Here is a 23,754-nt window from a genome sequence, read left to right on the forward strand (position 1 = left end):
TTTGCAAGTGGTCCGATGGGTACAAAAGTCTGAATAACAGACCAATTCCAGGCAAAAATGAGTGACATGTGCCACACTTAATCACGTTATGTTTCTGTTAACCACTCTTCCGGCGGGGGGAAAGGCCTGCTGGTGCATTGATGATAAGGAGAATTGAATGAAACTCGTGCACATCGTAAGTGGTTTAGCGGTTGCGATATCTCTGGCGGCCTGCGCTGATAAAAGCGCTGATATCCAGACGCCTGCGCCAAACCCTAACATGTCGATTACAGCTAACCAGTCTACTATTCAGCAACCCAATGTTTCCGGTACCGTCTGGATCCGCCAGAAGGTCGCTCTGCCGCCAGATGCGGTGCTGACCGTGACGCTTTCAGATGCTTCGCTGGCTGATGCGCCGTCTAAGGTGCTGTCGCAAAAAGCGGTACGTACCGAAGGTAAACAGGCGCCTTTCAGTTTTGTGTTGCCGTTTAACCCATCAGATATTCAACCTAACGCGCGTATTCTCCTGAGCGCGGCCATCACCGTTGACAATAAGCTGGTATTTATTACCGATAGCGTGAAACCGGTGATTAACAATGGCGGCACTAAAGCGGATCTGACGCTGGTACCGGTACAGCAAACGGCGGTGCCTGTGCAGGCCAGCGGTGGTGCGACGACGACGGTTCCATCGACTTCGCCGACCCAGGTCAATCCGTCTTCTGCCGTTCCTGCGCCTACCCAGTATTAATCCTGCGCCAACCCTCTCCGTTACGGAGAGGGTTAATACACCCAGCGATAGCGTTGTAAATCGATTTGTCCGCTTCCCGACACCACCACGCCTTCCGCCAGTAATGCCTGACGTTGCCGCTGTAGATCCGGCCCGGTAAGTGATATTGCGCCGTGGCGGTTCACCACCCGATGCCATGGTAAAGTGCTGCCTTCCGGCAGACGTTTTAAAACTCCGCCGACCTGACGCGCCGCCCGAGGGGAACCGGCAAGCCGGGCGACATCACCGTAGGTCGTGACAAATCCTTCCGGGATCGAGGCGACGATTTGCCAGACGCGTTGAGGAAAAGTGTCCTGAATATCCATAATAGAATCCTGCGTTAATGCTTCAGGATAATCTGGAATAAGGGGGGAGGAAAGCCCGGATGCGCAAGAAACCAGCATCCGATGCCTGATGGGTTGCAATTGCACGATATAGCAGTGATAATGCGCCTGCGCGTTGGTTCACAACGCTCTCAATGGGGGCTCTGTTGGTTCTCCCGCAACGCTACTCTGTTTACCAGGTCAGGTCCGGAAGGAAGCAGCCAAGGCAGATGACGTGTGTGCCGGGATGTAGCTGGCAGGGCCCCCACCCATTTGTGCCTCTCCACACTGTTCTTTTCTGCTGTGCGACGTTATAGCCGCTGTTCCGCCCAAAGAATAAATGCCGTAGCGGGTAGGGGCTTACTGTATAACCAGCCCTGACCATAATGTACGCCATGCTGGCGTAGCCACTGTTCTTGCCTGGTCGTTTCGATGCCTTCTGCGACCATCTTAAGTTTGAGCGTTTTCGCCATTTCAATAATATGCGGCGTGACGTTTTTATATTCCAGCGCATCGACAAAAGATTTATCAATTTTAAGGACATCCACATCCAGATTTTGTAAGTAGCTGAGGCTGGAATAGCCGGTGCCAAAGTCATCAATATAAATGGAATGTCCCGCGTTACGGTATCTGGCGACAATGGGCGCGCTGGTTTTCGGATCGGCGAACTCGCGTTCCGTTAACTCAAGCGCGATTTGCGACGGAGAAATTTGGCTACGGTTCAGCAGCATGCTTAACAGCGTCGGCAACGTTTCCGACGCCAGATCGGATGCCTCAAGATTGATTGAAATATGTTGTTCGGGATGGGACTTTAACCAACTCCCCATGTCTTCAAAAACGGTTTCGATGATTAGCCGGGTTAGCGGCTCCGTGAGCCCGGTTTGTTCAGCCAGCGCGATGAAAATTTCCGGCGAAAGGAAGGTGCCGTCCGCCTGTTGCCAGCGAGCTAAGGCTTCGGCACCGACAATTTTTCCGCTGCTCAGGGAGACAATAGGCTGATAGTGTACGTTAATTTCGCGATTGTCTATCGCATCCTGGAGGCGGTGGCGGGGCGACTGTAGCCGACGCAAAATACGCAGAATAAAGGCCGCGGCCAGCAGACCCGTTACGATGCCCGCCGGTAGCCAGATAAACGCTTGTCGATACCAGCTCCTTTCCAGCGGAGCGGTCGGTGCCCAGCTTACGATAGTTATGCCCATTTCCGGAAAGGGGTGGATAGCATACTGAATGCCTCGGTTTTCCAGCCGCAGGGGCGTCTCATGGTGAATGAGCGGAAGAATAGCGGGGTCAAGGTTACCGCTGCTGGCAACCACAGTATTGCGTTCCCGGCCAATAATGGCGACGTCAATCGGCCATGCGCCAAACGGAATCACATCGATAAAGGATGCCGGGTCGATCATCACGATATAGCTGTCGCTCCCGAGCGCCGCCATATAGCGTTTTATACCCAGATCGTTTTGCGCCGTAAACCAGGCGCGATAACCGTCGCGAGTGATTTTCATGGGCGGAGGGAAAGCGGGAATATGGCTCTCTTTTTCAAGTGAGGAGCAAACGGGAATCGAATTTTTAAGATACAGAACTTCCTGGACATACCGAAAGCTATAAGACACGCGGCGCATGGCGAGTAAATGGGCGCTGCTGCAGGGCTCGCCTTTAAAGGAGGCAATATGCGTTAACGCGGCTTTTGCCTGGTCACTGACCCTTTCTGTACGTAGCGCCACCCGGGACGAGAAGATATCCAGCTCTTCGTTAAACCTTTTTTCAACTTGACGGTGCGCCAGCCACAGGCTCAATCCTATCGGGAAAAGGACAGACAGGATAAGCACTCCCGTTACCAGGCTGACCAGATGTCGTGTTGTCACAGTGATGTCCTTATAAACACAGCGTAGAGAAAGTATATCCGATCGTAAATCGCGCCCTTGAATGATAAAGCTATTTTATCGATTTTACAGATACAGGGGCCAGACTAACGCGTTACGCCACGTTGCTTTTGCCGCCAGGAAGAGATCGTGAATGTTTACCGGTTGAAAAAGGAGCGTTGATAGCGTATTTTATTGTTATGTTATAACGTAATTGAGAGAGCGCAATGAAACCTGATATTCATCCTGTATACCGCACCGTCGTATTTCACGACACCAGCGCAAATGAATATGTGAAAGTGGGATCAACTATCAAAACTGAACGTGAAATCGAACTGGACGGCGTGACATATCCGTATGTCACTATTGATGTGTCATCAAAATCGCATCCTTTTTATACCGGTAGACAGAAAACGTTTGATAGCGAAAGTAGCGCCGCACGCTTCCAGAAACGTTTTGGTCATTTTATCGGCGCTAAACGGGGGTAAATGAAATGCAGGTGTTAAACTCACTTCGCAATGCAAAACAACGGCATCCGGATTGCCAGATAGTCAAACGCAAAGGACGCTTATACGTGATTTGTAAAACAAATCCGCGTTTTAAGGCGGTTCAGGGGCGTAAAAAAAGACGTTAAAAAACCAACAGTTCAGGGAAAGCAGTGCGTACCAGGGAGGGTGCGCACTTTTTTATTACCGGCTGGCTTCTGCGCGGGCCAGCGTAAAAATATCGTAGAAGGAAAGTTCGCCCTTACGGGCAACCATTTTTTGCAGCTGGACTTTATGTTCATTATCCACCTGTGGAGACTGAAGAATCGTCTCAATGAGCGTGGGGGGAACAAAGCGGGTGTTGTACCATTCGCCGTTGTAACAGACCCGGAGGTCCAGCACATCGATGTCGTTATAGTGATAACGCGGGGCGATGTCGAAAAAGAAGAAGCCATTAAATGCGATAAATAACACCACTAACAGCCACACTGACCCCACCAGCGTTTCTGATTGCAGCATGACCGCCAGCGTCGCAAACCAGGCTGCATACATCGCGATAAATAACCCAGGATGCTTGCGGATAAAACTGATACTAAAACGCGGCCTGTTATCGCGTTTTTCACGGACGTTTAAGTCATCAATAGTTTCGCTAAGCAGGCGCTGTATTTCTGTCATCTTTTGCCTTCATGATTTCTGCGACATAGGGGGTAGTAACAGCCCATTTTAAAGGGAGGTGTAACGTGAAAAAAGTAACAGATTAACCACGAATTAGCATAACAGTTATCATTTTAACTACAATTTTTTAATGATTCGCGCCGGGTTTCCACCTACCACGACGTCTGGCGGTACGTTTTTTGTCACCACAGCGCCTGAAGCGACGACGACGTTATCGCCGATGGTTACGCCAGGATTAACGACGGCTCGTCCGCCTATCCAGACGTTATTTCCGATAGTGACGGGTTTACCTAATTCTCTGCCGCTGTTGCGTTCGACGGCGTCCAGCGGGTGCGTGGCGGTATAGATATGTACCCCTGGCGCGAGCATACAATTATCGCCAATATGAATTGGGCAAACATCAAGCATGACGCAGTCGAAGTTAGCGTAAAAGGAGTGACCAAGAAAAATATTATAGCCGTAGTCGCAACGGAAGGAAGGTTCAATATAGGCGTCTTCGCATCGACCCAACAGGTCGCGTAAAATCGCCTGACGCTTATTTATTTCATCAGGCGTAGTATAATTGTATTGATGGATGAGTTGACGCGCCCGCAGTCGATCCTGGCATAAAGTTTCATCGGTCGGGCAATACAGTGCCCCAGCGATCATTTTTTGTTTTTCGTCACTCATCGCGCGCTCCCCTTGGTGGATATTATCGCAATAGAAGCAATAATAAAGTATTAGAGGGAACGTTCCCTGCTATTGGTATGTGATCTATATCACTGTTCTATAATAGCCCGTTGTGTTATTAGCCAGAACGAGGAGGCAGATAACACCTGCGTGTTCTCTAAAAAGTAATGTAGCGTGATTAACGAATGAATTTCCATACTGAAGAGGGGATCTTGTCGTAGAGTTTGTTCATCGTCAATTCTGCAAGACGGTGATCCGCAGCTGAGTAAAATACAGCCAGTTCATTGTCGGACAATTCATATTTATTTTTCTCAATGACGCGCTCCAGAGTGTCAATTGTCTGACAGCGCCGTAAACGCATCAAATAATCAGTTTTAGTTAATGGTTTATCAGACATAAATTCTACCTATGATTGTAATAATTTTTAACAAGACAAACTAACAGGATTAGCCCTGGTGGCGTTGACGAAACAACGGAACAGGCGGTTGCCCGATTTACGCCATTTTTGCAAATCCTGCGTATTAATACCATAGCTGCTGAACAACATAAAGGTGTCGTCCAGGTATTCATCTATCTGCGCAACCAATTTATTGTCTTCATTGTACTTAATTTTATAATTAAGCGCGAAAGTTGCAATATGCTCTATCAGCTCATTGAGCTGCAGGTTGACTGCTGAGGTCGGGTCATTAACCCAGCCATGGTTGCTTTCTTCAAGGTTTGCAAGACAGTCATGATACAGGGTTTCGCAAAGAAATTTAAGCTGTGCTATATCATGTCTTTTGGGTGAGTATTCGTCCATAATGCATCCCCTTTTTAGTGGCTTAAACTAACCGAACACCTTCGGGATGGATACAACTAACTAACCTGGTACTTCCCACGTCACCTTATGATTTAACTATAATCTACTCTAAAAAACTTTTCATCGTCATATTACGAAAAATTACAATTGCGTGAAAGCCGCGTGTTGCCATACTTTTTCGAATTTTAACAGTGATCGTCGGTCGCCTAAAAAGGAACCAGTTTTATTGTTTGTGTAATCATTGGGTTAACGTTTTTTAGCTTTTCAGGCTAAAACAATAGACTCTGACAGGAGAAAATAGCCAGGAATATTCTTAATATTTCTTAATTAATGGCTGAATTAAGAAATGGCCAACTTTCCTAAGAAAAGCCTTTAACGCAGTAAGGATTATACCTTTTATTAATATGGCAAAAAATAATCAATCTAACAATAAGCGTATTTTATGATTTTTGCGTAAAAAAGGCCGCTTGCGCGGCCTTATCAACAGTGAGCAAATCAGCGATGTTCTGTCGAATGACTATGCTCAATATCTTCGCTTTTACGGCTAAAGCGGCGGCGTACCACCACGAAGAAGACCGGTACGAAGAAAATAGCCAGTACGGTTGCCGTTACCATCCCGCCCAGTACGCCAGTACCTACCGCATTCTGCGCGCCGGAACCCGCGCCGGAACTGATAACCAGCGGCATAACCCCCAGCATGAACGCTAACGAGGTCATCAGAATCGGGCGCAAACGCATCCGGACGGCCTCCAGCGTCGCTTCTACCAGACCTTTCCCTTCTTTATCCATTAAGTCTTTGGCGAATTCGACGATAAGTATCGCGTTCTTCGCCGACAACCCAATGGTTGTGAGCAGGCCCACCTGGAAGTAAACGTCGTTAGTCAGTCCGCGGAAGGTGGCAGCCAGCAGCGCGCCGATAACCCCAAGCGGAACAACCAGCATTACGGAGAACGGGATAGACCAGCTCTCATACAATGCCGCCAGACACAGGAAGACGACGATCAGCGAGATAGCATACAGGGCAGGGGCCTGGTTGCCGGACAACCGCTCCTGGTAGGACATCCCGGTCCAGTCATATCCAATGCCTGACGGCAGCTTGCTGGCCAGTTCTTCCATCATCGCCATCGCTTCACCGGTACTCTTGCCTGGCGCCGCCTGACCCAGAATTTCCATCGAAGGCAGACCGTTATAGCGTTCCAGACGCGGCGAACCATATTCCCAGCGGGAAGAGGAGAATGCGGAGAATGGCACCATCTGACCATCGCTACCACGAACGTACCAGTCGTTAATATCATCCGGCAACATGCGGTATTTCGCTTCGGACATCACGTAAACTTTCTTCACACGACCGCGATCGATAAAGTCGTTTACATAGCTGCCGCCCCATGCTGCGCCCAGCGTGGTATTAATGTCGCTAATAGACACGCCCAGCGCCTGAGCTTTTTCCTGGTCGATATCGATTTTAAACTGCGGCGTATCTTCCAGACCGTTAGGTCGAACGCCGACCAGCAGATCAGGATATTTCGCCACCTCGCCGAACAACTGATTACGTGCCTGGGTGAGTTTTTCATGACCAAGTCCCGCCTGGTCAATCAACTCGAAGTCAAACCCGGTTGCGGTGCCCAGTTCAACAATCGCCGGTAGGTTAAAGGCGAAGACCATCGCATCTTTAATTTGTGAAAACGCTGCGGTTGCCCGCTGGGTAATCGCTTCAACCTTGTTTTTTTCGCCTGGACGATCGGCCCAGTCTTTCAACGACACGAATGCAATACCGGTATTCTGACCGCGCCCTGCAAAACCGAAGCCGTTGACGGCGAATACCGATTCAACGTTGGCTTTCTCTTTGTTCAGATAGTAATCCGTGACCTCATCCAGCACTTTTTGCGTGCGCTCTTGCGTCGCGCCGGCGGGGAGCTGGACCATTGTCAGGAATACGCCCTGGTCTTCATCCGGCAAGAAAGAGCTTGGCAGACGAACGAACAGATAAGCCATACCGACGACGATAATGAGATAGAGCAGCAGATAACGCCCGGTGCTGCGCAGAATATTGCCTACGCTATCGGTGTAGTGATGCGTGCTCTTATCAAACAGGCGGTTAAACCAGCCGAAAAAGCCTTTTTTCCCTTCGCCATGATCGCCTTTGGCGACGGGTTTGAGCATCGTCGCGCACAGCGCGGGCGTCAGGATCAGCGCGACCAGCACCGACAGCGCCATCGCCGATACGATGGTGATAGAGAACTGACGATAAATTGCCCCGGTTGAGCCGCCAAAGAAGGCCATCGGAATAAATACCGCCGACAGTACCATCGCGATACCCACCAATGCGCCCTGAATCTGGCCCATGGATTTGCGCGTCGCTTCCTTCGGCGGAAGGCCTTCTTCCGTCATAACACGTTCGACGTTCTCGACCACCACGATGGCGTCATCCACCAGCAAGCCGATGGCGAGCACCATCCCGAACATCGTCAGCGTGTTTATCGAGAAACCGAATGCCGCAAGCACGGCAAAGGTTCCCAACAACACCACCGGAACCGCAATAGTCGGAATCAACGTCGCGCGGAAGTTCTGCAGGAACAGGTACATCACCAGGAACACGAGGATAATCGCTTCGACCAGCGTTTTTACCACTTCATGAATAGAGATCTTCACGAACGGCGTGGTGTCATACGGGTAGACGATTTTCATCCCTGGCGGGAAGAACGGTTCCATTTTTTTCAGTTCGGCGCGAATAGCGGTAGCGGTATCCAGCGCGTTGGCGCCAGTAGCCAGTTTGATGCCAAGACCTGACGCTGGCTGACCGTTAAATTTCGCGATGACGTCGTAGTTCTCGCCGCCAAGCTCAATTTTCGCTACATCCCGCAGACGAACCTGGGAGCCATCCTGATTCACTTTCAGCAGGATTTTGCCAAACTCATCCGTTGAGGTCAGACGCGTTTGGGCAATAATCGATGCGTTAAGCTGCTGGCCTTTTACCGGCGGCGTACCACCGAGCTGACCTGCCGCGACCTGGGCGTTCTGCGCTTTGATCGCGTTAATCACGTCGACCGGCGTCAGTTGGTATTTGGTCAGCTCTGTCGGATTCATCCAGATACGCATCGCATACTGCGAACCAAACAGCTGAACGTCGCCCACCCCAGAGGTACGGCTGATCGGATCTTTCATATTGGCGGCAACGTAATCCGAAATATCCTCCTGGGTCATGGTGCCGTCGGTGTTAATGACGCCCACTACCATCAGGAAGCTACTTGAGGACTTCTCAACGCTCACGCCCTGTTGCTGTACTTCCTGGGGAAGTAACGGCATTGCCAGTTGCAACTTGTTCTGAACCTGAACCTGCGCGATGTCCGCATCAGTGCCGGATTCAAAGGTCAGCGTGATCTGCACGGTCCCCGTGGAGTCACTGTTGGAGGACATATACATCAGGTTATCGATACCGTTCATATTCTGTTCGATAACCTGCGTGACGGTATCCTGTACCGTTTTCGCATCAGCGCCAGGGTAGGTTGCGGAGATCGTCACTGCTGGTGGCGCAATTGTCGGATATTGCGCTACCGGCAATTTGAGGATCGCGAGCCCCCCTGCCAACATGATGATGATGGCGATCACCCACGCAAATATAGGGCGATCGATAAAGAAATTAGGCATGTCTTAACGGCTCCTGTTTAAGTTAAGACTTGGGCTGAGCAGGTTGATCACCGCTTGCGGCTTGCTGTTTGTTATCCGCGGTAATTTCCTGCACTTTAACCTGTGCGCCAGGACGTACTTTTTGCAGCCCGCTGACGACTACGCGGTCGCCCGCTTTCAACCCGTCAGTCACCAGCCACTTATCGCCGATCGCCTGGCTTGCGACGATTTGGCGGGTTTCCACTTTGTTATCAGCGCCAACCACCAGCACCGTGGCATCGCCGCGTGGAGTACGGGTAACGCCCTGTTGTGGAACCAGTAATGCCGTCGGTTTTGTCCCTTCCTGCAGACGTGCGCGAACGAACATTCCTGGCAATAAGGTGTGATCCGGGTTAGGGAAGATGGCGCGCAAAGTAATAGACCCGGTGGTTTGGTCAACGGTCACGTCGGAGAACTCAAGCGTACCGGACTGCGGGAATTTGATACCGTCGCTGGTCACCAGATCGACCTTCGCTTTGCCGTTTTCCTGCTTCAGCGAACCATTTGCCAGCTCCTGCTTCAGGCGCAAGAAGTCATTGCTGGACTGGGTCACATCGACATAAATAGGGTCCAGCTGCTGCACTGTCGCCAGCGCCGACGCCTGACCGTTCTGTACCAGCGCGCCTTCCGTTACGGACGACTTACCAATACGACCGCTAATCGGTGAGGTGACTTTGGTATACGCCAGGTTGATACGTGCGGTTTCAACGGCGGCTTTTGCTGCGACAACGGCGGCAGTCGCTTGTTGCGCGTCAGCCAGCGCCTGATCGTATTCCTGCTTACTGATGTACTGCGTACCCAGCAGCTTTTGATAACGCTTCACCGTCAGTTCAGCGATATTCGCGGCGGCCTGCGCTTTTGCCAAATCGCCCTTAGCGCTGTCGTAAGTCGCCTGGTAGGTCGCAGGATCAATCTGATAGAGAGAGACTCCCGCTTCGATATCACTTCCCTCAACGAAATTACGCTTCAGGATAATGCCGCTTACCTGCGGGCGAACTTCGGCGATACGGTAAGCAACGGTACGACCCGGAAGTTCAGTTGTGATTTGCAGTGGTTCCGTTTTTAGTGTGACAACCCCAACTTCTGGCATCTGCTGGCCGCCTTGCTGGTCCTGTTTGTCGTCACATCCTGTTAGCGCTAAGCTGCCTGAGAGCATCAGAACGACCGCCAGAGGCGTTAACCCTCTGTTTTTGTTCATATGTAAACCTCGAGTGTCCGATTTCAAATTGGTCAATGGTCAAAGGTCCTTAAACCCATTGCTGCGTTTATATTATCGTCGTGCTATGGTACATACATCCATAAATGTATGTAAATCTAACGCCTGTAAATTCACCGACATATGGCACGAAAAACCAAACAACAAGCGCTGGAGACACGACAACACATCCTGGATGTGGCCCTGCGTTTGTTCTCGCAGCAAGGCGTATCAGCAACCTCGCTGGCGGAGATTGCGAACGCTGCTGGCGTGACGCGCGGCGCAATCTATTGGCATTTCAAAAATAAGTCGGATTTATTCAGTGAGATCTGGGAGCTATCAGAATCCAATATTGGTGAGCTTGAGATTGAGTATCAGGCAAAATTCCCCGACGATCCACTATCTGTATTAAGAGAAATTTTAGTTCATATTCTTGAAGCTACTGTAACAGAAGAACGACGCCGCTTATTGATGGAGATTATATTCCATAAATGTGAGTTTGTCGGAGAAATGGTTGTGGTTCAACAGGCGCAACGTAGCCTTTGTCTGGAAAGTTACGATCGGATTGAACAAACGTTAAAACATTGTATTAATGCTAAAATGCTGCCTGAAAATCTGCTGACCCGTCGTGCGGCGATACTGATGCGCAGCTTTATTTCAGGGCTCATGGAAAACTGGTTATTTGCTCCGCAATCGTTTGATTTAAAAAAAGAAGCTCGCGCCTACGTCACGATCCTGCTGGAGATGTATCAATTGTGTCCGACGCTGCGCGCGTCGACGGTCAACGGCGCCCCCTGATAATATTCCAGGAAAACTCCTGGACATTTTCTGTGTCGCTATTCTGTTTGTTACAGGCGTGATATTCTTGCGACTCAATTATTTCCGGTCTGCTTGCCGGTTCAGACACTTCATTCTCATGACTATGTTGCAGCTTTATAAACGTTCACAGCATTTTGTTTTTATTACAATTAGCGTCCTTATTATCCTGCTGTCCTGTCAGTCTCTGGCATTTGCCCGGGGGCAAACGAATGGCGACCTGCCGTCAAAAGCGGATGTACAAAACCAGCTGGATACGCTGAATAAGCAAAAAGATCTCTCCGCCCAGGATAAGCTCGTCCAGCAAGACCTTATTGATACGTTAGCTACGCTGGATAAAATCGAGCGGGTGAAAGAGGAGACCGTACAGCTACGGCAGAAGGTGGCGCAGGCGCCTGAAAAAATGCGTCAGGCGACGGCTGCGTTGAATGCGCTGAGCGACGTCGATAATGATGATGAAATGCGAAAAACGCTGAGTGCGCTTTCGCTACGTCAGCTTGAGCTGCGCGTGGCGCAGGTACTGGATGATTTGCAAAATTCGCAAAACGATCTTGCCGCTTATAACAGCCAGCTTGTTTCGCTACAGACCCAGCCTGAGCGCGTGCAAAACGCCATGTATACCGCCTCACAGCAAATACAGCAAATCCGTAACCGTCTGGACGGCAATAACGTCGGCGAAGCCGCGCTTCGCCCCAGCCAACAGGTGTTATTACAGGCACAACAGGCGCTGCTTAATGCGCAGATCGACCAGCAACGTAAGAGTCTTGAAGGGAATACCGTTTTGCAGGACACCCTGCAAAAACAGCGGGATTACGTGACGGCCAACAGTAATCGCCTTGAACATCAGCTTCAACTTTTACAGGAGGCAGTCAACAGTAAACGACTTACGCTAACGGAAAAAACGGCCCAGGAGGCCATTTCGCCGGACGAAACGGCGCGTATCCAGGCGAACCCGCTGGTAAAACAGGAACTGGATATTAACCATCAACTCAGCCAGCGTCTGATTGTCGCGACCGAAAACGGCAATATGTTGATGCAGCAAAACATTAAAGTAAAAAACTGGCTCGATCGCGCGCTGCAGTCGGAAAGAAATATCAAAGAACAGATTGCCGTCTTAAAAGGCAGCCTGTTGCTGTCGCGTATTCTTTATCAACAGCAGCAAACCCTGCCCTCCGCCGACGAACTCGAAGATATGACCAACCGTATTGCGGATTTGCGTCTGGAGCAGTTTGAAATCAACCAGCAGCGTGATGCCTTATTCCAAAGCGATGCCTTTGTCGACAAGCTGGAGGAGGGGCATACCAGCGAGGTAAATGATGAAGTTCATGATGCGTTGCTTCAGGTGGTGGAGATGCGCCGTGAGCTATTGGATCAGCTAAATAAACAGTTGGGTAACCAGCTGATGATGGCGATTAACCTGCAAGTTAACCAGCAGCAGTTGATGAGCGTCTCGAAAAATCTGAAAGCCATTCTGACGCAGCAGATTTTTTGGGTGAACAGTAACCGCCCTATGGACTGGGACTGGCTTAAAGCGTTCCCCCAAACGTTAAAAGAGCAATTCAGCGCCATGAAAATCACGGTGAACTGGCAAAAAGCCTGGCCCGCGGTATTTATTGCTTTTTTGGCCGGGTTGCCGCTCTTGCTCATCGCCGGCTTAATCCGCTGGCGTCTGAAATGGTTAAAAGCGTATCAACAGAAGCTGGCCGCCGCCGTGGGATCGTTGCGTAACGATAGTCAGCTCAATACGCCAAAAGCTATTCTGATCGATCTGATCCGCGCGCTGCCGGTGTGCCTGATTATCCTCGCGCTTGGACTGATCCTGCTGACCATGCAGCTAAATATCAGCGATCTGCTCTGGGCCTTTAGTAAAAAGCTCGCGATGTTCTGGCTGGTCTTTGGGCTGTGCTGGAAGGTGCTGGAAAAAGAGGGCGTGGCGATACGCCATTTTGGTATGCCAGCGCAGTTGACCAGCCACTGGCGTCGCCAGATTGTACGCATTAGCCTCGCATTGCTGCCGCTGCACTTTTGGTCTGTGGTGGCGGAGTTGTCGCCGCTGAATCTGATGGATGACGTGCTGGGGCAGGCGGTTATTTTCCTCAATCTGCTGGTCATAACATTGCTGGTGTGGCCACTGTGCCGGGAAAGCTGGCGCGATAAAGAATCTCACGGCATTCGACTGGTGACCGTGACGATTCTTTCCATTATTCCGGTGGCGTTAATGGTATTAACGGCGACCGGCTATTTCTATACCACCCTGCGCCTGGCGGGACGCTGGATTGAAACCGTCTATCTGGTCATTATCTGGAACCTGCTTTATCAAACGGTACTGCGCGGGTTAAGCGTAGCGGCACGCCGGATTGCCTGGCGACGCGCGCTGGCTCGTCGTCAGAACCTGGTAAAAGAGGGAGCGGAAGGCGCGGAGCCACAGGAAGAACCCACCATCGCGCTGGAGCAGATTAACCAGCAAACATTACGTATCACGATGCTGCTAATGCTTGCCCTGTTCGGCGTTATGTTCTGGGCGATTTGGTCCGATTTGATCACCGTATTCAGCTATCTTGATAGCATCACTCTGTGGCACTACAACGGCTCCGAAGCTGGCGCTGCGGTGGTGAAAAGCGTGACGATGGGCAGCTTGCTATTCGCCATTATTGCCGCGATGGTGGCCTGGGCGCTTATCCGCAACTTACCCGGCCTGTTGGAAGTGCTGGTGCTTTCACGTCTGAATATGCGCCAGGGGGCTTCGTATGCGATCACCACGATCCTTAACTACGTCATTATCGCTGTTGGCGCGATGACAGTATTCGGATCGCTCGGCGTCTCGTGGGATAAACTCCAGTGGCTGGCGGCGGCGTTGTCGGTAGGTCTCGGTTTTGGACTACAGGAGATCTTCGGTAACTTTGTCTCGGGTTTAATCATCCTCTTCGAACGTCCGGTACGCATTGGCGATACGGTAACGATCGGCACCTACTCCGGCACGGTCAGTAAGATTCGTATTCGCGCTACCACTATTACCGATTTTGATCGTAAAGAAGTGATCATTCCGAACAAAGCGTTCGTAACGGAGCGGCTGATTAACTGGTCCCTCTCCGATACCACGACTCGTCTGGTGATCCGGCTTGGCGTGGCCTATGGCTCGGATCTGGAAAAAGTGAAAAGAGTCCTGCTACAGGCGGCGATGGAGCATCCGAAGGTGATGCACGATCCGGAACCTGCCGTATTCTTCACCACCTTTGGCGCCAGCACTCTGGATCATGAACTGCGTCTGTACGTGCGTGAATTGCGCGATCGTAGCCATACGGTGGATGAACTGAACCGCGCGATCGATCGACTGTGCCGTGAAAATGATATCAATATCGCCTTTAACCAGCTTGAGGTGCATCTGCATAACGCGAAGGGCGACGAAGTCACTGAAGTGAAGCGCGATCTCAACGGCGGCGATCTGGCGCCTACGACAAGCTAAAAGGCGGTGGGCCGCGCGCTTTATGAGTGCGCGCGGCGCCGCTAATGCGAAAGCGTAGAAAGCTCTTCCGGCGTAATGCCGGTGACGCTGGCGATGAGCCCGGGTTCCAGCCCGTTGGCAAGCATTTTGCGGGCAATAGCGCGCGCTTCGGCCTCTCGGCCTTGTGCTAACCCTTGCTCAAGGCCTTTTTGCAGACCCTTTTGCAACCCTTCCGTTCGGCCTTTTTCTTCCAGCCATTCCGCTATTGTCATCAGTTGTTCCTTATACTGCGGCGCGCCCTGCGCCAGTTGACGAATCAGCGCCCCGGGTTCTGCGGCGTTTCCTGCTTTCAACATATAGTTGATCAGCACACTGAGCTGTGTGTCCGTCAAATGATCCTGCGTTAAAAGCGTGATAAGGGGGTCGAGCAGTTCGCTTAAATCGCGTTGACGAATATGTTTTTGCAGGAGCTCTAACATCGCTATCCGCCGATGCTGCAAAAGCTGATTATCCGGCATTATCGTCAGGTCGACCAGCGCAAATTCGCAGCTGTATAAGGCCTTCGCCATATCCGGTTTCACAAACATATTATGCCAGTTAAGGCTATAGGGCCACGGGCTTTCCGGACCGTGATAAAAGAGGATTGGTACCACCAGCGGCAAGGTATCATGACCGGCATCCAGATGACGCTGCATGGCGGCAATGGCGTACCGCATCAGGCGAAAAGCCATCAGCCGGTCTGATTTGCTCTGATGTTCAATGAGCGCGTAAACATACCCGGGGCCGTGTTGGGTATGCAGAGAGTAGAGAATATCTGAATAGCGGCTGCGTAAATTGTCTTCAACAAAACTCCCCGACTCCAGCTTCAGTGAATCCAGATCGCAGATTGCAAGAAAGTCTTCTGGCAAGTGGAGAGCCAGAAAGTCGCGGGCGACCTCTTTTTGCATCAGCATCTGTCGGAATACCGCATCGTGCGGCGTGGTGGGTAGACGTTCCATGCCCCGTCCTTTGTTGCCTGACTGTAGCGACCACTCTGTCAGCGACAACGAGGACAAACCAGAGGGCAATTACTCTGTTTGCGAGTCGTCTTCCGTACTTTTTAACTTGTTTTCATAATCTCGCATAACTATTTCCAGCGCGCGTAGCACCGTTCGTGCCGGTAAGCGATTCTCTTCAAGCAGCACAATTAAATCCACGGCCAGTTTGACTTCATCAGGGGCATTTTCAAGCGACATACTTTCTCCAGGATTAACGGGTTAAACGCGCCAGTACGTTTTCTATTTTCTCCAGCGCATGTCGGCAGCGCGCCAGCCGTCCTTCATAGATCTCGACTTCCTTTTGCAGCGTTTGTTGTTCGACAAGGCCGGTCGCCTGCGCCAGACGAATTTTGCGCTCCTGTGTCATCGCCAGTAGTCGACGTTCAAACTCCTGATGCTGTATTCGTCTGCGCTGCCAACGGCCAAGCCCTGGCGCGGCGGCGTCCCACTGGCGCAGCGACCAGGTGGCGGTTTCACGCGATATCGCCTCCAGTTGCGAAGCCAGATGTTCCGCCAGCCAGGCGACTTGCGGCAGTTGCTCATGTTTTACCGCCTGACGCAACGCGGCGAGATTGGCGTCAGCCTCTTCCAGATATCCCTGCAACAGAGTACTGCGGGTACGGAAAAGATGTCGGTCAAAGCGCGCGCTTAACGTCGCATGTTGCGCCAGCGGCGCGCTGCGTTGGCGTAGCGTCGCCAGCCTCTCTTCCAGCGTCTGTAACAGCATAGCGGTTTTCAATTCAACACCCCGATGAAAATAAGACAGGCTGTGCTACAGTAGCCTTCTGTTTGATAACGATTCGCATTATGCAACGTACTATTTTAACCATCATTGGCTGGCTGGCGGTAGTATTAGGGACACTGGGCGTGGTTTTGCCCCTGTTGCCGACTACGCCGTTCATTTTACTGGCGGCCTGGTGTTTCGCCCGCTCGTCGCCGCGTTTCCATGCCTGGTTGTTATACCGCTCATGGTTTGGCGGTTATCTGCGCCACTGGCAGCGCTATCGGGCCATGCCGCCGGGAGCGAAACCGCGAGCGATCGCGTTGATATTGCTGACCTTTGGTATCTCGCTGTGGCTGGTGAATATGATGTGGGTGCGGGTGCTGCTGTTGGTTATTTTGGCCTGTCTGCTGATTTTTATGTGGCGGATACCGGTGATTGATGAAAAGCAACAAAAGCGCTGAAGCACACGAATCGCTGTTGCAATTGTCGTCCACAGCCAGTAAATTCGACCGTTTTCGAGCACAGGCGCAGGCGGTCAAAGAGTAACCGAGCGTTACCCCTGACTGAAAAGTATTGCGCCGTGAGTAACACCGTACTTAGCAGGCATATATCCATGACCGCGACTGCACAGCAGCTTGAGTTTCTCAAAAACAGCATCAAAAGCATTCAGGATTACCCGAAACCGGGCATTCTTTTCCGTGATGTCACCAGCTTACTGGAAGACCCGAAAGCCTACGCGCTCAGTATTGAACTGTTGGTTGAGCGTTATAAAAATGCGGGTATCACCAAAGTGGTCGGCACCGAAGCGCGTGGCTTCCTGTTTGGCGCGCCGGTTGCGCTTGGGCTGGGCGTTGGTTTTGTTCCGGTACGTAAACCGCGCAAATTACCGCGTGAAACTATTGCCGAGACCTATGAATTAGAGTACGGCACCGATCAGCTGGAAATTCATGTCGACGCGATTAAACCTGGCGACAACGTGCTGGTCGTGGACGATCTGCTGGCGACTGGCGGCACCATTGAGGCGACCGTGAAGCTGATCCGTCGTCTGGGCGGGAAAGTCACCGATGCGGCGTTCATCATCAATTTGTTCGATCTGGGCGGCGAGCAGCGTCTGGAAAAGCAGGGGATTACCTGTTATAGCCTGGTGCCGTTTCCGGGGCATTGATTCAGGCTATTCGCACTGCTATTTTAGCCAGAGAGACAACCTCGCTGTATCGGCGAGGTTGTGTTAGCATTACCCTTCTATGAATCCACCTTCCAGCGTTTCAGAGCCTGCCAATGAGTTATCAGGTCTTAGCCAGAAAATGGCGCCCACAAACCTTTGCTGACGTCGTCGGCCAGGAACATGTGCTGACCGCACTGGCGAACGGCTTGTCGTTAGGGCGCATTCATCACGCATATCTTTTTTCCGGCACGCGCGGCGTCGGTAAAACCTCTATCGCCCGACTGCTGGCGAAGGGGCTGAACTGCGAAACCGGTATTACCGCGACGCCGTGCGGCGTTTGCGATAACTGTCGGGAAATTGAGCAGGGGCGTTTTGTCGATCTCATTGAGATTGACGCCGCATCGCGTACCAAAGTCGAAGACACCCGCGACCTGCTGGATAACGTCCAGTACGCGCCTGCGCGCGGTCGCTTTAAAGTCTATCTGATCGATGAAGTCCACATGCTGTCGCGCCACAGCTTTAATGCGCTACTTAAAACGCTTGAAGAGCCGCCAGCGCATGTGAAATTTTTACTGGCGACCACCGATCCGCAGAAGCTGCCGGTGACCATTTTGTCGCGCTGCCTACAGTTTCATCTCAAAGCGCTGGATGTTGAACAGATTCGCCATCAGCTTGAGCATATTCTCAATGAGGAACATATCGCTCACGAACCCCGCGCGTTGCAGTTGTTATCACGGGCGGCTGACGGCAGCCTGCGCGATGCATTAAGTCTGACTGACCAGGCGATCGCCAGCGGCGACGGGCAGGTTTCGACGCAGGCGGTAAGCGCCATGCTCGGTACGCTGGACGACGACCAGGCTTTGTCATTAGTCGAGGCAGTGGTTGACGCTAACGGCGAACGCGTCATGTCGCTTATCAACGAGGCGGCGGTGCGCGGTATTGAATGGGAAGCGCTGCTGGTCGAAATGCTTAGCCTGCTGCACCGTATTGCGATGGTGCAACTTTCGCCTGCCGCGTTAGGCAGCGATATGGCGGCTATCGAGCAACGGATGCGCGAACTTGCCCGGACGGTGCCTCCCGGCGATCTTCAGCTCTATTATCAGACGTTGTTGATTGGTCGCAAAGAATTGCCCTGGGCGCCGGACCGGCGGATGGGCGTTGAAATGACGTTACTGCGTGCGCTGGCGTTTCACCCGCGTATGCCCTTGCCGGAGCCTGAAACGCCGCGGCAGTCTTTTGCGCCCGTGGCCCCAACGGCGGTAATGACGCCGCCGCAGGTGCAGCAGCCGTCGGCGCCCGCGCCGCAGACATCGCCAGCGCCGCTGCCGGCGTCTACCAGTCAGGTGCTGGCGGCGCGCAATCAGCTACAGCGCGCGCAGGGAGTAACCAAAACAAAAAAGAGTGAACCGGCAGCCGCATCCCGCGCGCGGCCGGTGAATAACTCTGCGCTGGAGCGGCTGGCCTCGGTTTCGGAGCGCGTACAGGCGCGCCCGGCGCCGTCTGCGCTGGAAACGGCGCCAGTAAAGAAAGAGGCTTATCGCTGGAAGGCCACCACGCCGGTAGTACAAACCAAAGAAGTGGTGGCTACGCCAAAAGCGCTTAAGAAAGCTCTGGAGCATGAAAAAACGCCGGAGCTGGCGGCTAAACTGGCGGCGGAAGCGATTGAGCGCGATCCGTGGGCGGCGCAGGTAAGCCAGCTTTCTTTGCCTAAGCTGGTGGAGCAGGTGGCGCTCAATGCCTGGAAGGAGCAGAACGGCAACGCGGTTTGTCTGCATCTGCGCTCGACGCAGCGGCACCTCAATTCCAGCGGCGCGCAGCAAAAGCTGGCGCAAGCGCTCAGCGATCTGACGGGAACGACGGTTGAACTGACCATCGTTGAAGATGATAATCCCGCGGTGCGTACGCCGCTGGAATGGCGTCAGGCCATTTATGAAGAGAAACTCGCGCAAGCGCGTGAGTCAATTATTGCGGATAATAACATTCAGACGCTGCGTCGATTCTTCGACGCCGAGCTGGATGAAGAGAGTATCCGCCCCATTTGATCGTAAGCCCGGCTTGCGATTGTGAACCATCAAGAGAGAGAGCTTATGTTTGGAAAAGGCGGTCTGGGCAATCTGATGAAGCAGGCCCAGCAGATGCAGGAAAAAATGCAGAAAATGCAGGAAGAGATTGCGCAGCTGGAAGTGACCGGCGAATCCGGCGCGGGTCTGGTGAAGGTTACCATCAACGGCGCGCATAACTGCCGCCGCGTGGAAATTGACCCAAGCCTGCTGGAAGATGACAAAGAGATGCTGGAAGATCTGGTCGCTGCGGCCTTCAACGATGCGGCGCGCCGCATTGAAGAGACGCAAAAAGAGAAGATGGCTTCCGTCTCTTCCGGTATGCAACTGCCGCCAGGCTTTAAGATGCCATTCTGATGCAAACCAGTCCGCTGTTAACTCAGCTTATGGAAGCGTTGCGCTGCCTTCCGGGCGTCGGCCCTAAGTCGGCGCAGCGGATGGCGTTTACCCTGTTGCAGCGCGATCGCAGCGGCGGAATGCGCCTGGCGCAGGCGCTGACCCGGGCGATGTCGGAAATCGGCCACTGCGCCGACTGCCGCACCTTTACCGAGCAGGATGTCTGTAATATCTGTTCGAACCCGCGGCGTCAGGAAAACGGCCAGATTTGCGTGGTGGAGAGTCCTGCGGATATCTACGCCATTGAGCAGACCGGGCAATTTTCCGGGCGGTATTTCGTGCTGATGGGCCACCTGTCGCCGCTGGACGGCATCGGGCCGGATGATATCGGTCTCGATCGTCTGGAACAGCGGCTGGCGTCAGAAAAAATCAGTGAGCTGATCCTCGCGACCAACCCGACGGTTGAAGGGGAGGCTACCGCGAACTATATTGCCGAGCTGTGCGCGGAGGCCGGCGTCGAAGCCAGTCGTATCGCCCACGGCGTGCCGGTTGGCGGCGAACTGGAGATGGTCGACGGTACGACGCTGTCCCACTCGCTGGCGGGACGCCATAAGATTATTTTCTGAACAAACGGAGGCGGCATTCGCGGCCTCCGCTTGAAATCACACCCGCTTGTCCCCATCTCACCCTCAACGTATTTTTACCATTAAAAATGGCATTGTTGAGGTCTATCCACATGAAAGGACAAGAAACACGTGGTTTTCAGTCAGAAGTTAAACAACTTCTGCACCTGATGATCCATTCTCTTTATTCCAATAAAGAAATCTTCCTGCGTGAACTCATCTCTAACGCCTCAGATGCGGCGGACAAGCTGCGTTTCCGCGCTCTGTCAAACCCGGACCTGTATGAAGGAGATGGCGAGCTGCGTGTGCGCGTCTCTTTCGATAAAGATAAGCGTACGTTGACCATTGCCGATAACGGCGTAGGGATGAATCGTGATGAGGTGATTGACCACTTAGGCACCATTGCCAAGTCCGGCACCAAATCTTTCCTCGAATCAATGGGGTCCGATCAGGCGAAAGATAGCCAGCTCATCGGTCAGTTTGGCGTAGGCTTCTACTCCGCGTTTATTGTGGCCGATAAAGTGACTGTACGTACCCGTGCGGCAGGCGACAAGCCGGAAAATGGCGTGTTCTGGGAATCGGCAGGCGAAGGCGAATACACCGTTGCCGATATCACCAAAAATGACCGTGGTACGGAAATCACCTTACACCTGCGTGAAGGCGAAGATGAATTCCTCGATGACTGGCGCGTACGCTCAATTATCAGTAAATATTCCGATCACATCGCATTGCCGGTAGAGATTGAAAAACGGGAAGAAAAAGACGGCGAAACCGTGATTTCCTGGGAGAAAATCAACAAGGCTCAGGCGTTGTGGACCCGCAACAAGTCGGAAATTAAAGACGACGAGTACAACGAGTTTTACAAGCACATCGCGCATGATTTCACCGATCCGCTGACCTGGAGCCACAACCGCGTGGAAGGTAAGCAGGAGTACACCAGCCTGCTGTATATCCCGTCGCAGGCGCCGTGGGATCTGTGGAACCGCGATCACAAACATGGTCTGAAGCTGTACGTACAGCGCGTGTTCATTATGGACGATGCCGAGCAGTTCATGCCGAACTATCTGCGTTTCGTGCGCGGCCTGATTGATTCTAACGACCTGCCGTTGAACGTCTCCCGTGAAATCCTGCAGGACAGCACGGTAACGCGTAATCTGCGTAGCGCTCTGACCAAACGCGTCCTGCAAATGCTGGAAAAACTGGCGAAAGACGACGCGGAAAAATACCAAACCTTCTGGAAACAGTTCGGTCTGGTGTTGAAAGAAGGCCCGGCGGAAGATCACGCCAACCAGGAAGCGATCGCTAAACTGTTGCGCTTTGCCTCCACCCATACCGACTCTTCCGCCCAGACCGTGTCGCTGGAAGATTACGTCTCCCGGATGAAAGAAGGGCAGGAAAAAATCTACTACATCACCGCAGACAGCTATGCGGCGGCGAAAAACAGCCCGCACCTGGAGCTGCTGCGTAAGAAAGGCATCGAAGTGCTGCTGCTCTCCGATCGCATCGACGAGTGGATGATGAACTACCTGACCGAGTTTGACGGTAAAGTATTCCAGTCGGTCGCTAAAGCCGATGAGTCCATCGAAAAACTGGCGGATGAAGTCGACGAAAACGCGAAAGAAGCGGAAAAGGCGCTTGAGCCGTTCGTGGAGCGTGTCAAAACCCTGCTGGGCGATCGCGTGAAAGAGGTGCGTCTGACGCATCGTTTAACCGACACGCCGGCGATTGTCACCACCGATGCGGATGAAATGAGCACCCAGATGGCGAAGCTGTTCGCCGCGGCCGGTCAGTCCGTGCCGGAAGTGAAATACATCTTTGAGCTCAATCCGGATCATGTGCTGGTTAAACGCACTGCCGATACCGAGGATGAAGCGCAGTTTAAAGAGTGGGTCGAGCTGCTGCTGGATCAGGCGCTGTTCGCTGAACGCGGTACGCTGGAAGATCCGAACCAGTTTATCCGCCGTATGAACCAGTTGCTGGTATCCTGATAACGCTCATCTGATTGCCGGATAGCGACGCGAAGCATCTTATCCGGCCTACGGACGGGTACTGTTTTGTGACTGCCGGATGGCGACGTGAAACGTCTTATCCGGCCTACGGACGGGTACTGTTTTGTGACTGCCGGATGGCGACGCGAAGCATCTTATCCGGCCTACGGGCGAGTACTGTTTGTAGGCCGGATAAGCGTCAGCGCCATCCGGCATTTTTTATAATACCTTCTCTTTTCTGGATTTCTCTTCGTTAACCGTTTCAGCATCAGGCGGCTTCCTTGAGCGAAATGCGTGATGGTGGTATCGTTTAGCGCTTTTTAAAAAATATCGACAACCTTTGAGGGGATTTTCGTAATGCGTATTATTCTGCTTGGCGCTCCGGGCGCGGGTAAAGGAACTCAGGCTCAGTTCATCATGGAGAAATATGGTATTCCGCAAATCTCCACTGGCGATATGCTGCGCGCCGCAGTGAAATCAGGCTCCGAGTTGGGCAAACAGGCGAAAGATATCATGGACGCCGGTAAACTGGTGACCGATGAACTGGTGATTGCGCTGGTTAAAGAGCGTATCGCCCAGGAAGACTGCCGTAACGGTTTTCTGCTGGACGGTTTCCCGCGCACGATCCCGCAGGCTGACGCGATGAAAGAAGCGGGTATTGTCGTGGATTACGTGCTGGAATTCGACGTACCGGACGAACTGATCGTTGACCGTATTGTGGGTCGCCGCGTACACGCCGCCTCTGGCCGCGTTTACCACGTTAAGTTTAATCCGCCGAAAGTAGAAGGCAAAGATGACGTCACCGGTGAAGATCTGACGACCCGTAAAGACGATCAGGAAGAGACCGTTCGCAAACGTCTGGTGGAATATCATCAGATGACCGCGCCGCTGATTGGCTACTACCAGAAAGAAGCGGAAGCGGGCAACACCAAATACGCTAAAGTTGACGGTACGCAGGCCGTTGCCGACGTGCGCGCAGCGCTGGAAAAAATCCTCGGTTAATTTTTTCGCGTAGTGAACCGCTTATCAGGCCTGCTGTTATCCCACAGGTCTGATAAGCGTAACGCCATCAGGCAATCGGTGCCGGATGGCGGCCTGAACGCCTTATCCGGCCTGCTGGTATCGTGAGCGCCATTCGGCAAATTCTCGT

General features: G+C 52.5%; 23 protein-coding genes, 1 other RNA gene and 1 other annotated feature. Of the genes, 13 read left to right on the top strand and 11 right to left on the bottom strand.

Going from position 1 to position 23,754, the window contains the following annotated elements:
• Window positions 1-157: 157 nt before the first annotated feature.
• Window positions 158-727 carry a YbaY family lipoprotein gene (locus ABVN44_RS04810; protein ID WP_000779802.1) on the top strand — a complete coding sequence of 190 codons (570 nt, stop codon included), beginning with the start codon at window positions 158-160 and terminating at the stop codon, window positions 725-727.
• A gap of 32 nt (window positions 728-759) precedes the next feature.
• On the opposite strand, the gene ABVN44_RS04815 is transcribed toward ABVN44_RS04810, so the two are convergent.
• Window positions 760-1,149 (bottom strand): MGMT family protein, encoded by a 390-nt coding sequence (locus ABVN44_RS04815; RefSeq protein ID WP_000961285.1) that lies wholly within the window; start codon window positions 1,147-1,149, stop codon window positions 760-762.
• An 84-nt stretch (window positions 1,150-1,233) separates the two neighbouring features.
• Here ABVN44_RS04815 and ffs point away from each other — a divergent pair.
• An RNA gene (gene ffs / locus ABVN44_RS04820) (signal recognition particle sRNA small type) lies at window positions 1,234-1,330 on the top strand.
• 49 nt (window positions 1,331-1,379) lie between these two features.
• Here the strand turns inward: ffs and ABVN44_RS04825 are convergent.
• Window positions 1,380-2,930, bottom strand: a complete 1,551-nt coding sequence (locus ABVN44_RS04825) for an EAL domain-containing protein (protein ID WP_023231708.1) — start codon at window positions 2,928-2,930, stop codon at window positions 1,380-1,382.
• 224 nt (window positions 2,931-3,154) lie between these two features.
• Between ABVN44_RS04825 and ABVN44_RS04830 the strand changes: the two genes are divergently transcribed.
• Together ABVN44_RS04830 and ykgO are read left to right on the top strand one after the other, a co-directional pair.
• Window positions 3,155-3,415 carry a type B 50S ribosomal protein L31 gene (locus ABVN44_RS04830; protein WP_000801415.1) on the top strand — a complete coding sequence of 87 codons (261 nt, stop codon included), beginning with the start codon at window positions 3,155-3,157 and terminating at the stop codon, window positions 3,413-3,415.
• Window positions 3,416-3,420: 5 nt separating this feature from the next.
• A complete protein-coding gene (gene ykgO, locus ABVN44_RS04835) occupies window positions 3,421-3,561 on the top strand; it encodes a type B 50S ribosomal protein L36 (protein WP_001197749.1) in 141 nt (46 codons plus the stop codon).
• Window positions 3,562-3,616: 55 nt separating this feature from the next.
• Here ykgO and ABVN44_RS04840 read toward each other — a convergent pair whose 3' ends face one another.
• The 6 genes from ABVN44_RS04840 to acrA all read right to left on the bottom strand — a co-directional run bounded on the left by ABVN44_RS04840 (window position 3,617) and on the right by acrA (window position 10,416).
• The gene (locus ABVN44_RS04840) at window positions 3,617-4,087 is read right to left on the bottom strand and encodes a YlaC family protein (protein ID WP_000136183.1); all 471 of its coding nucleotides are present in this window, start codon (window positions 4,085-4,087) and stop codon (window positions 3,617-3,619) included.
• Between the two features lie 117 nt (window positions 4,088-4,204).
• Window positions 4,205-4,756 (bottom strand): maltose O-acetyltransferase, encoded by a 552-nt coding sequence (gene maa / locus ABVN44_RS04845; protein ID WP_001278793.1) that lies wholly within the window; start codon window positions 4,754-4,756, stop codon window positions 4,205-4,207.
• Between the two features lie 178 nt (window positions 4,757-4,934).
• On the bottom strand, window positions 4,935-5,153 hold the full coding sequence (locus tag ABVN44_RS04850) for an HHA domain-containing protein (RefSeq protein ID WP_001280991.1): 219 nt from the start codon (window positions 5,151-5,153) through the stop codon (window positions 4,935-4,937).
• Between the two features lie 27 nt (window positions 5,154-5,180).
• On the bottom strand, window positions 5,181-5,555 hold the full coding sequence (gene tomB / locus ABVN44_RS04855) for an Hha toxicity modulator TomB (RefSeq protein ID WP_023231707.1): 375 nt from the start codon (window positions 5,553-5,555) through the stop codon (window positions 5,181-5,183).
• A gap of 495 nt (window positions 5,556-6,050) precedes the next feature.
• The gene (gene acrB, locus ABVN44_RS04860; RefSeq protein ID WP_001132508.1) at window positions 6,051-9,200 is read right to left on the bottom strand and encodes an efflux RND transporter permease AcrB; all 3,150 of its coding nucleotides are present in this window, start codon (window positions 9,198-9,200) and stop codon (window positions 6,051-6,053) included.
• 22 nt (window positions 9,201-9,222) lie between these two features.
• Entirely contained in the window at window positions 9,223-10,416 is a 1,194-nt protein-coding gene (acrA, locus tag ABVN44_RS04865; RefSeq protein WP_023231706.1) for a multidrug efflux RND transporter periplasmic adaptor subunit AcrA, read from the bottom strand.
• Between the two features lie 141 nt (window positions 10,417-10,557).
• Between acrA and acrR the strand changes: the two genes are divergently transcribed.
• Together acrR and mscK are read left to right on the top strand one after the other, a co-directional pair.
• A complete protein-coding gene (acrR, locus tag ABVN44_RS04870) occupies window positions 10,558-11,211 on the top strand; it encodes a multidrug efflux transporter transcriptional repressor AcrR (protein WP_023231705.1) in 654 nt (217 codons plus the stop codon).
• A 118-nt stretch (window positions 11,212-11,329) separates the two neighbouring features.
• The gene (gene mscK, locus ABVN44_RS04875; protein WP_023231704.1) at window positions 11,330-14,692 is read left to right on the top strand and encodes a mechanosensitive channel MscK; all 3,363 of its coding nucleotides are present in this window, start codon (window positions 11,330-11,332) and stop codon (window positions 14,690-14,692) included.
• A gap of 41 nt (window positions 14,693-14,733) precedes the next feature.
• On the opposite strand, the gene ABVN44_RS04880 is transcribed toward mscK, so the two are convergent.
• The 3 genes from ABVN44_RS04880 to priC all read right to left on the bottom strand — a co-directional run bounded on the left by ABVN44_RS04880 (window position 14,734) and on the right by priC (window position 16,447).
• Entirely contained in the window at window positions 14,734-15,669 is a 936-nt protein-coding gene (locus tag ABVN44_RS04880; RefSeq protein WP_023231703.1) for an Rpn family recombination-promoting nuclease/putative transposase, read from the bottom strand.
• Window positions 15,670-15,738: 69 nt separating this feature from the next.
• Window positions 15,739-15,906, bottom strand: coding sequence for a pleiotropic regulatory protein RsmS (gene rsmS / locus ABVN44_RS04885; protein WP_000051161.1), 168 nt, complete (start codon window positions 15,904-15,906; stop codon window positions 15,739-15,741).
• A 13-nt stretch (window positions 15,907-15,919) separates the two neighbouring features.
• A complete protein-coding gene (gene priC, locus ABVN44_RS04890) occupies window positions 15,920-16,447 on the bottom strand; it encodes a primosomal replication protein N'' (protein ID WP_023231702.1) in 528 nt (175 codons plus the stop codon).
• A gap of 68 nt (window positions 16,448-16,515) precedes the next feature.
• On the opposite strand from priC, the gene ABVN44_RS04895 reads away from it, so the two are divergent.
• The 7 genes from ABVN44_RS04895 to adk all read left to right on the top strand — a co-directional run bounded on the left by ABVN44_RS04895 (window position 16,516) and on the right by adk (window position 23,606).
• A complete protein-coding gene (locus ABVN44_RS04895; RefSeq protein WP_023231701.1) occupies window positions 16,516-16,893 on the top strand; it encodes a DUF454 family protein in 378 nt (125 codons plus the stop codon).
• A gap of 152 nt (window positions 16,894-17,045) precedes the next feature.
• Window positions 17,046-17,597, top strand: a complete 552-nt coding sequence (gene apt, locus ABVN44_RS04900; protein WP_000127350.1) for an adenine phosphoribosyltransferase — start codon at window positions 17,046-17,048, stop codon at window positions 17,595-17,597.
• Between the two features lie 113 nt (window positions 17,598-17,710).
• Window positions 17,711-19,639 carry a DNA polymerase III subunit gamma/tau gene (gene dnaX, locus ABVN44_RS04905; RefSeq protein ID WP_023231700.1) on the top strand — a complete coding sequence of 643 codons (1,929 nt, stop codon included), beginning with the start codon at window positions 17,711-17,713 and terminating at the stop codon, window positions 19,637-19,639.
• Window positions 18,972-19,036: a sequence feature (DnaX frameshifting element), on the top strand. Its footprint overlaps the gene before it by 65 nt.
• 45 nt (window positions 19,640-19,684) lie before the next feature.
• Window positions 19,685-20,014 (top strand): YbaB/EbfC family nucleoid-associated protein, encoded by a 330-nt coding sequence (locus ABVN44_RS04910; RefSeq protein WP_000467098.1) that lies wholly within the window; start codon window positions 19,685-19,687, stop codon window positions 20,012-20,014.
• The gene (gene recR / locus ABVN44_RS04915; RefSeq protein ID WP_001195023.1) at window positions 20,014-20,619 is read left to right on the top strand and encodes a recombination mediator RecR; all 606 of its coding nucleotides are present in this window, start codon (window positions 20,014-20,016) and stop codon (window positions 20,617-20,619) included. The genes ABVN44_RS04910 and recR overlap by 1 nt, the downstream gene beginning before the upstream one ends.
• A gap of 110 nt (window positions 20,620-20,729) precedes the next feature.
• Window positions 20,730-22,604 (top strand): molecular chaperone HtpG, encoded by a 1,875-nt coding sequence (gene htpG / locus ABVN44_RS04920; RefSeq protein WP_023231699.1) that lies wholly within the window; start codon window positions 20,730-20,732, stop codon window positions 22,602-22,604.
• 357 nt (window positions 22,605-22,961) lie between these two features.
• Window positions 22,962-23,606, top strand: coding sequence for an adenylate kinase (gene adk / locus ABVN44_RS04925; protein WP_001220237.1), 645 nt, complete (start codon window positions 22,962-22,964; stop codon window positions 23,604-23,606).
• Window positions 23,607-23,754 lie beyond the last annotated feature (148 nt).

Origin of the sequence: Salmonella sp. SJTUF15570 (genome assembly GCF_043357055.1) — a bacterium.
GTDB lineage: Bacteria > Pseudomonadota > Gammaproteobacteria > Enterobacterales > Enterobacteriaceae > Salmonella > Salmonella enterica.

What these genes read in the sequence shown, in the direction of transcription:
- ABVN44_RS04810 (WP_000779802.1), top strand. Translation starts at nt 158, where the DNA reads ATGAAACTCGTGCACATCGTAAGTGGTTTAGCGGTTGCGATATCTCTG.
- ABVN44_RS04815 (WP_000961285.1), bottom strand. Translation starts at nt 1,149, where the DNA reads ATGCTGGTTTCTTGCGCATCCGGGCTTTCCTCCCCCCTTATTCCAGAT.
- ABVN44_RS04830 (WP_000801415.1), top strand. Translation starts at nt 3,155, where the DNA reads ATGAAACCTGATATTCATCCTGTATACCGCACCGTCGTATTTCACGAC.
- ykgO (WP_001197749.1), top strand. Translation starts at nt 3,421, where the DNA reads ATGCAGGTGTTAAACTCACTTCGCAATGCAAAACAACGGCATCCGGAT.
- ABVN44_RS04840 (WP_000136183.1), bottom strand. Translation starts at nt 4,087, where the DNA reads ATGACAGAAATACAGCGCCTGCTTAGCGAAACTATTGATGACTTAAAC.
- maa (WP_001278793.1), bottom strand. Translation starts at nt 4,756, where the DNA reads ATGAGTGACGAAAAACAAAAAATGATCGCTGGGGCACTGTATTGCCCG.
- ABVN44_RS04850 (WP_001280991.1), bottom strand. Translation starts at nt 5,153, where the DNA reads ATGTCTGATAAACCATTAACTAAAACTGATTATTTGATGCGTTTACGG.
- tomB (WP_023231707.1), bottom strand. Translation starts at nt 5,555, where the DNA reads ATGGACGAATACTCACCCAAAAGACATGATATAGCACAGCTTAAATTT.
- acrB (WP_001132508.1), bottom strand. Translation starts at nt 9,200, where the DNA reads ATGCCTAATTTCTTTATCGATCGCCCTATATTTGCGTGGGTGATCGCC.
- acrA (WP_023231706.1), bottom strand. Translation starts at nt 10,416, where the DNA reads ATGAACAAAAACAGAGGGTTAACGCCTCTGGCGGTCGTTCTGATGCTC.
- acrR (WP_023231705.1), top strand. Translation starts at nt 10,558, where the DNA reads ATGGCACGAAAAACCAAACAACAAGCGCTGGAGACACGACAACACATC.
- mscK (WP_023231704.1), top strand. Translation starts at nt 11,330, where the DNA reads ATGACTATGTTGCAGCTTTATAAACGTTCACAGCATTTTGTTTTTATT.
- ABVN44_RS04880 (WP_023231703.1), bottom strand. Translation starts at nt 15,669, where the DNA reads ATGGAACGTCTACCCACCACGCCGCACGATGCGGTATTCCGACAGATG.
- rsmS (WP_000051161.1), bottom strand. Translation starts at nt 15,906, where the DNA reads ATGTCGCTTGAAAATGCCCCTGATGAAGTCAAACTGGCCGTGGATTTA.
- ABVN44_RS04895 (WP_023231701.1), top strand. Translation starts at nt 16,516, where the DNA reads ATGCAACGTACTATTTTAACCATCATTGGCTGGCTGGCGGTAGTATTA.
- apt (WP_000127350.1), top strand. Translation starts at nt 17,046, where the DNA reads ATGACCGCGACTGCACAGCAGCTTGAGTTTCTCAAAAACAGCATCAAA.
- dnaX (WP_023231700.1), top strand. Translation starts at nt 17,711, where the DNA reads ATGAGTTATCAGGTCTTAGCCAGAAAATGGCGCCCACAAACCTTTGCT.
- ABVN44_RS04910 (WP_000467098.1), top strand. Translation starts at nt 19,685, where the DNA reads ATGTTTGGAAAAGGCGGTCTGGGCAATCTGATGAAGCAGGCCCAGCAG.
- recR (WP_001195023.1), top strand. Translation starts at nt 20,014, where the DNA reads ATGCAAACCAGTCCGCTGTTAACTCAGCTTATGGAAGCGTTGCGCTGC.
- htpG (WP_023231699.1), top strand. Translation starts at nt 20,730, where the DNA reads ATGAAAGGACAAGAAACACGTGGTTTTCAGTCAGAAGTTAAACAACTT.
- adk (WP_001220237.1), top strand. Translation starts at nt 22,962, where the DNA reads ATGCGTATTATTCTGCTTGGCGCTCCGGGCGCGGGTAAAGGAACTCAG.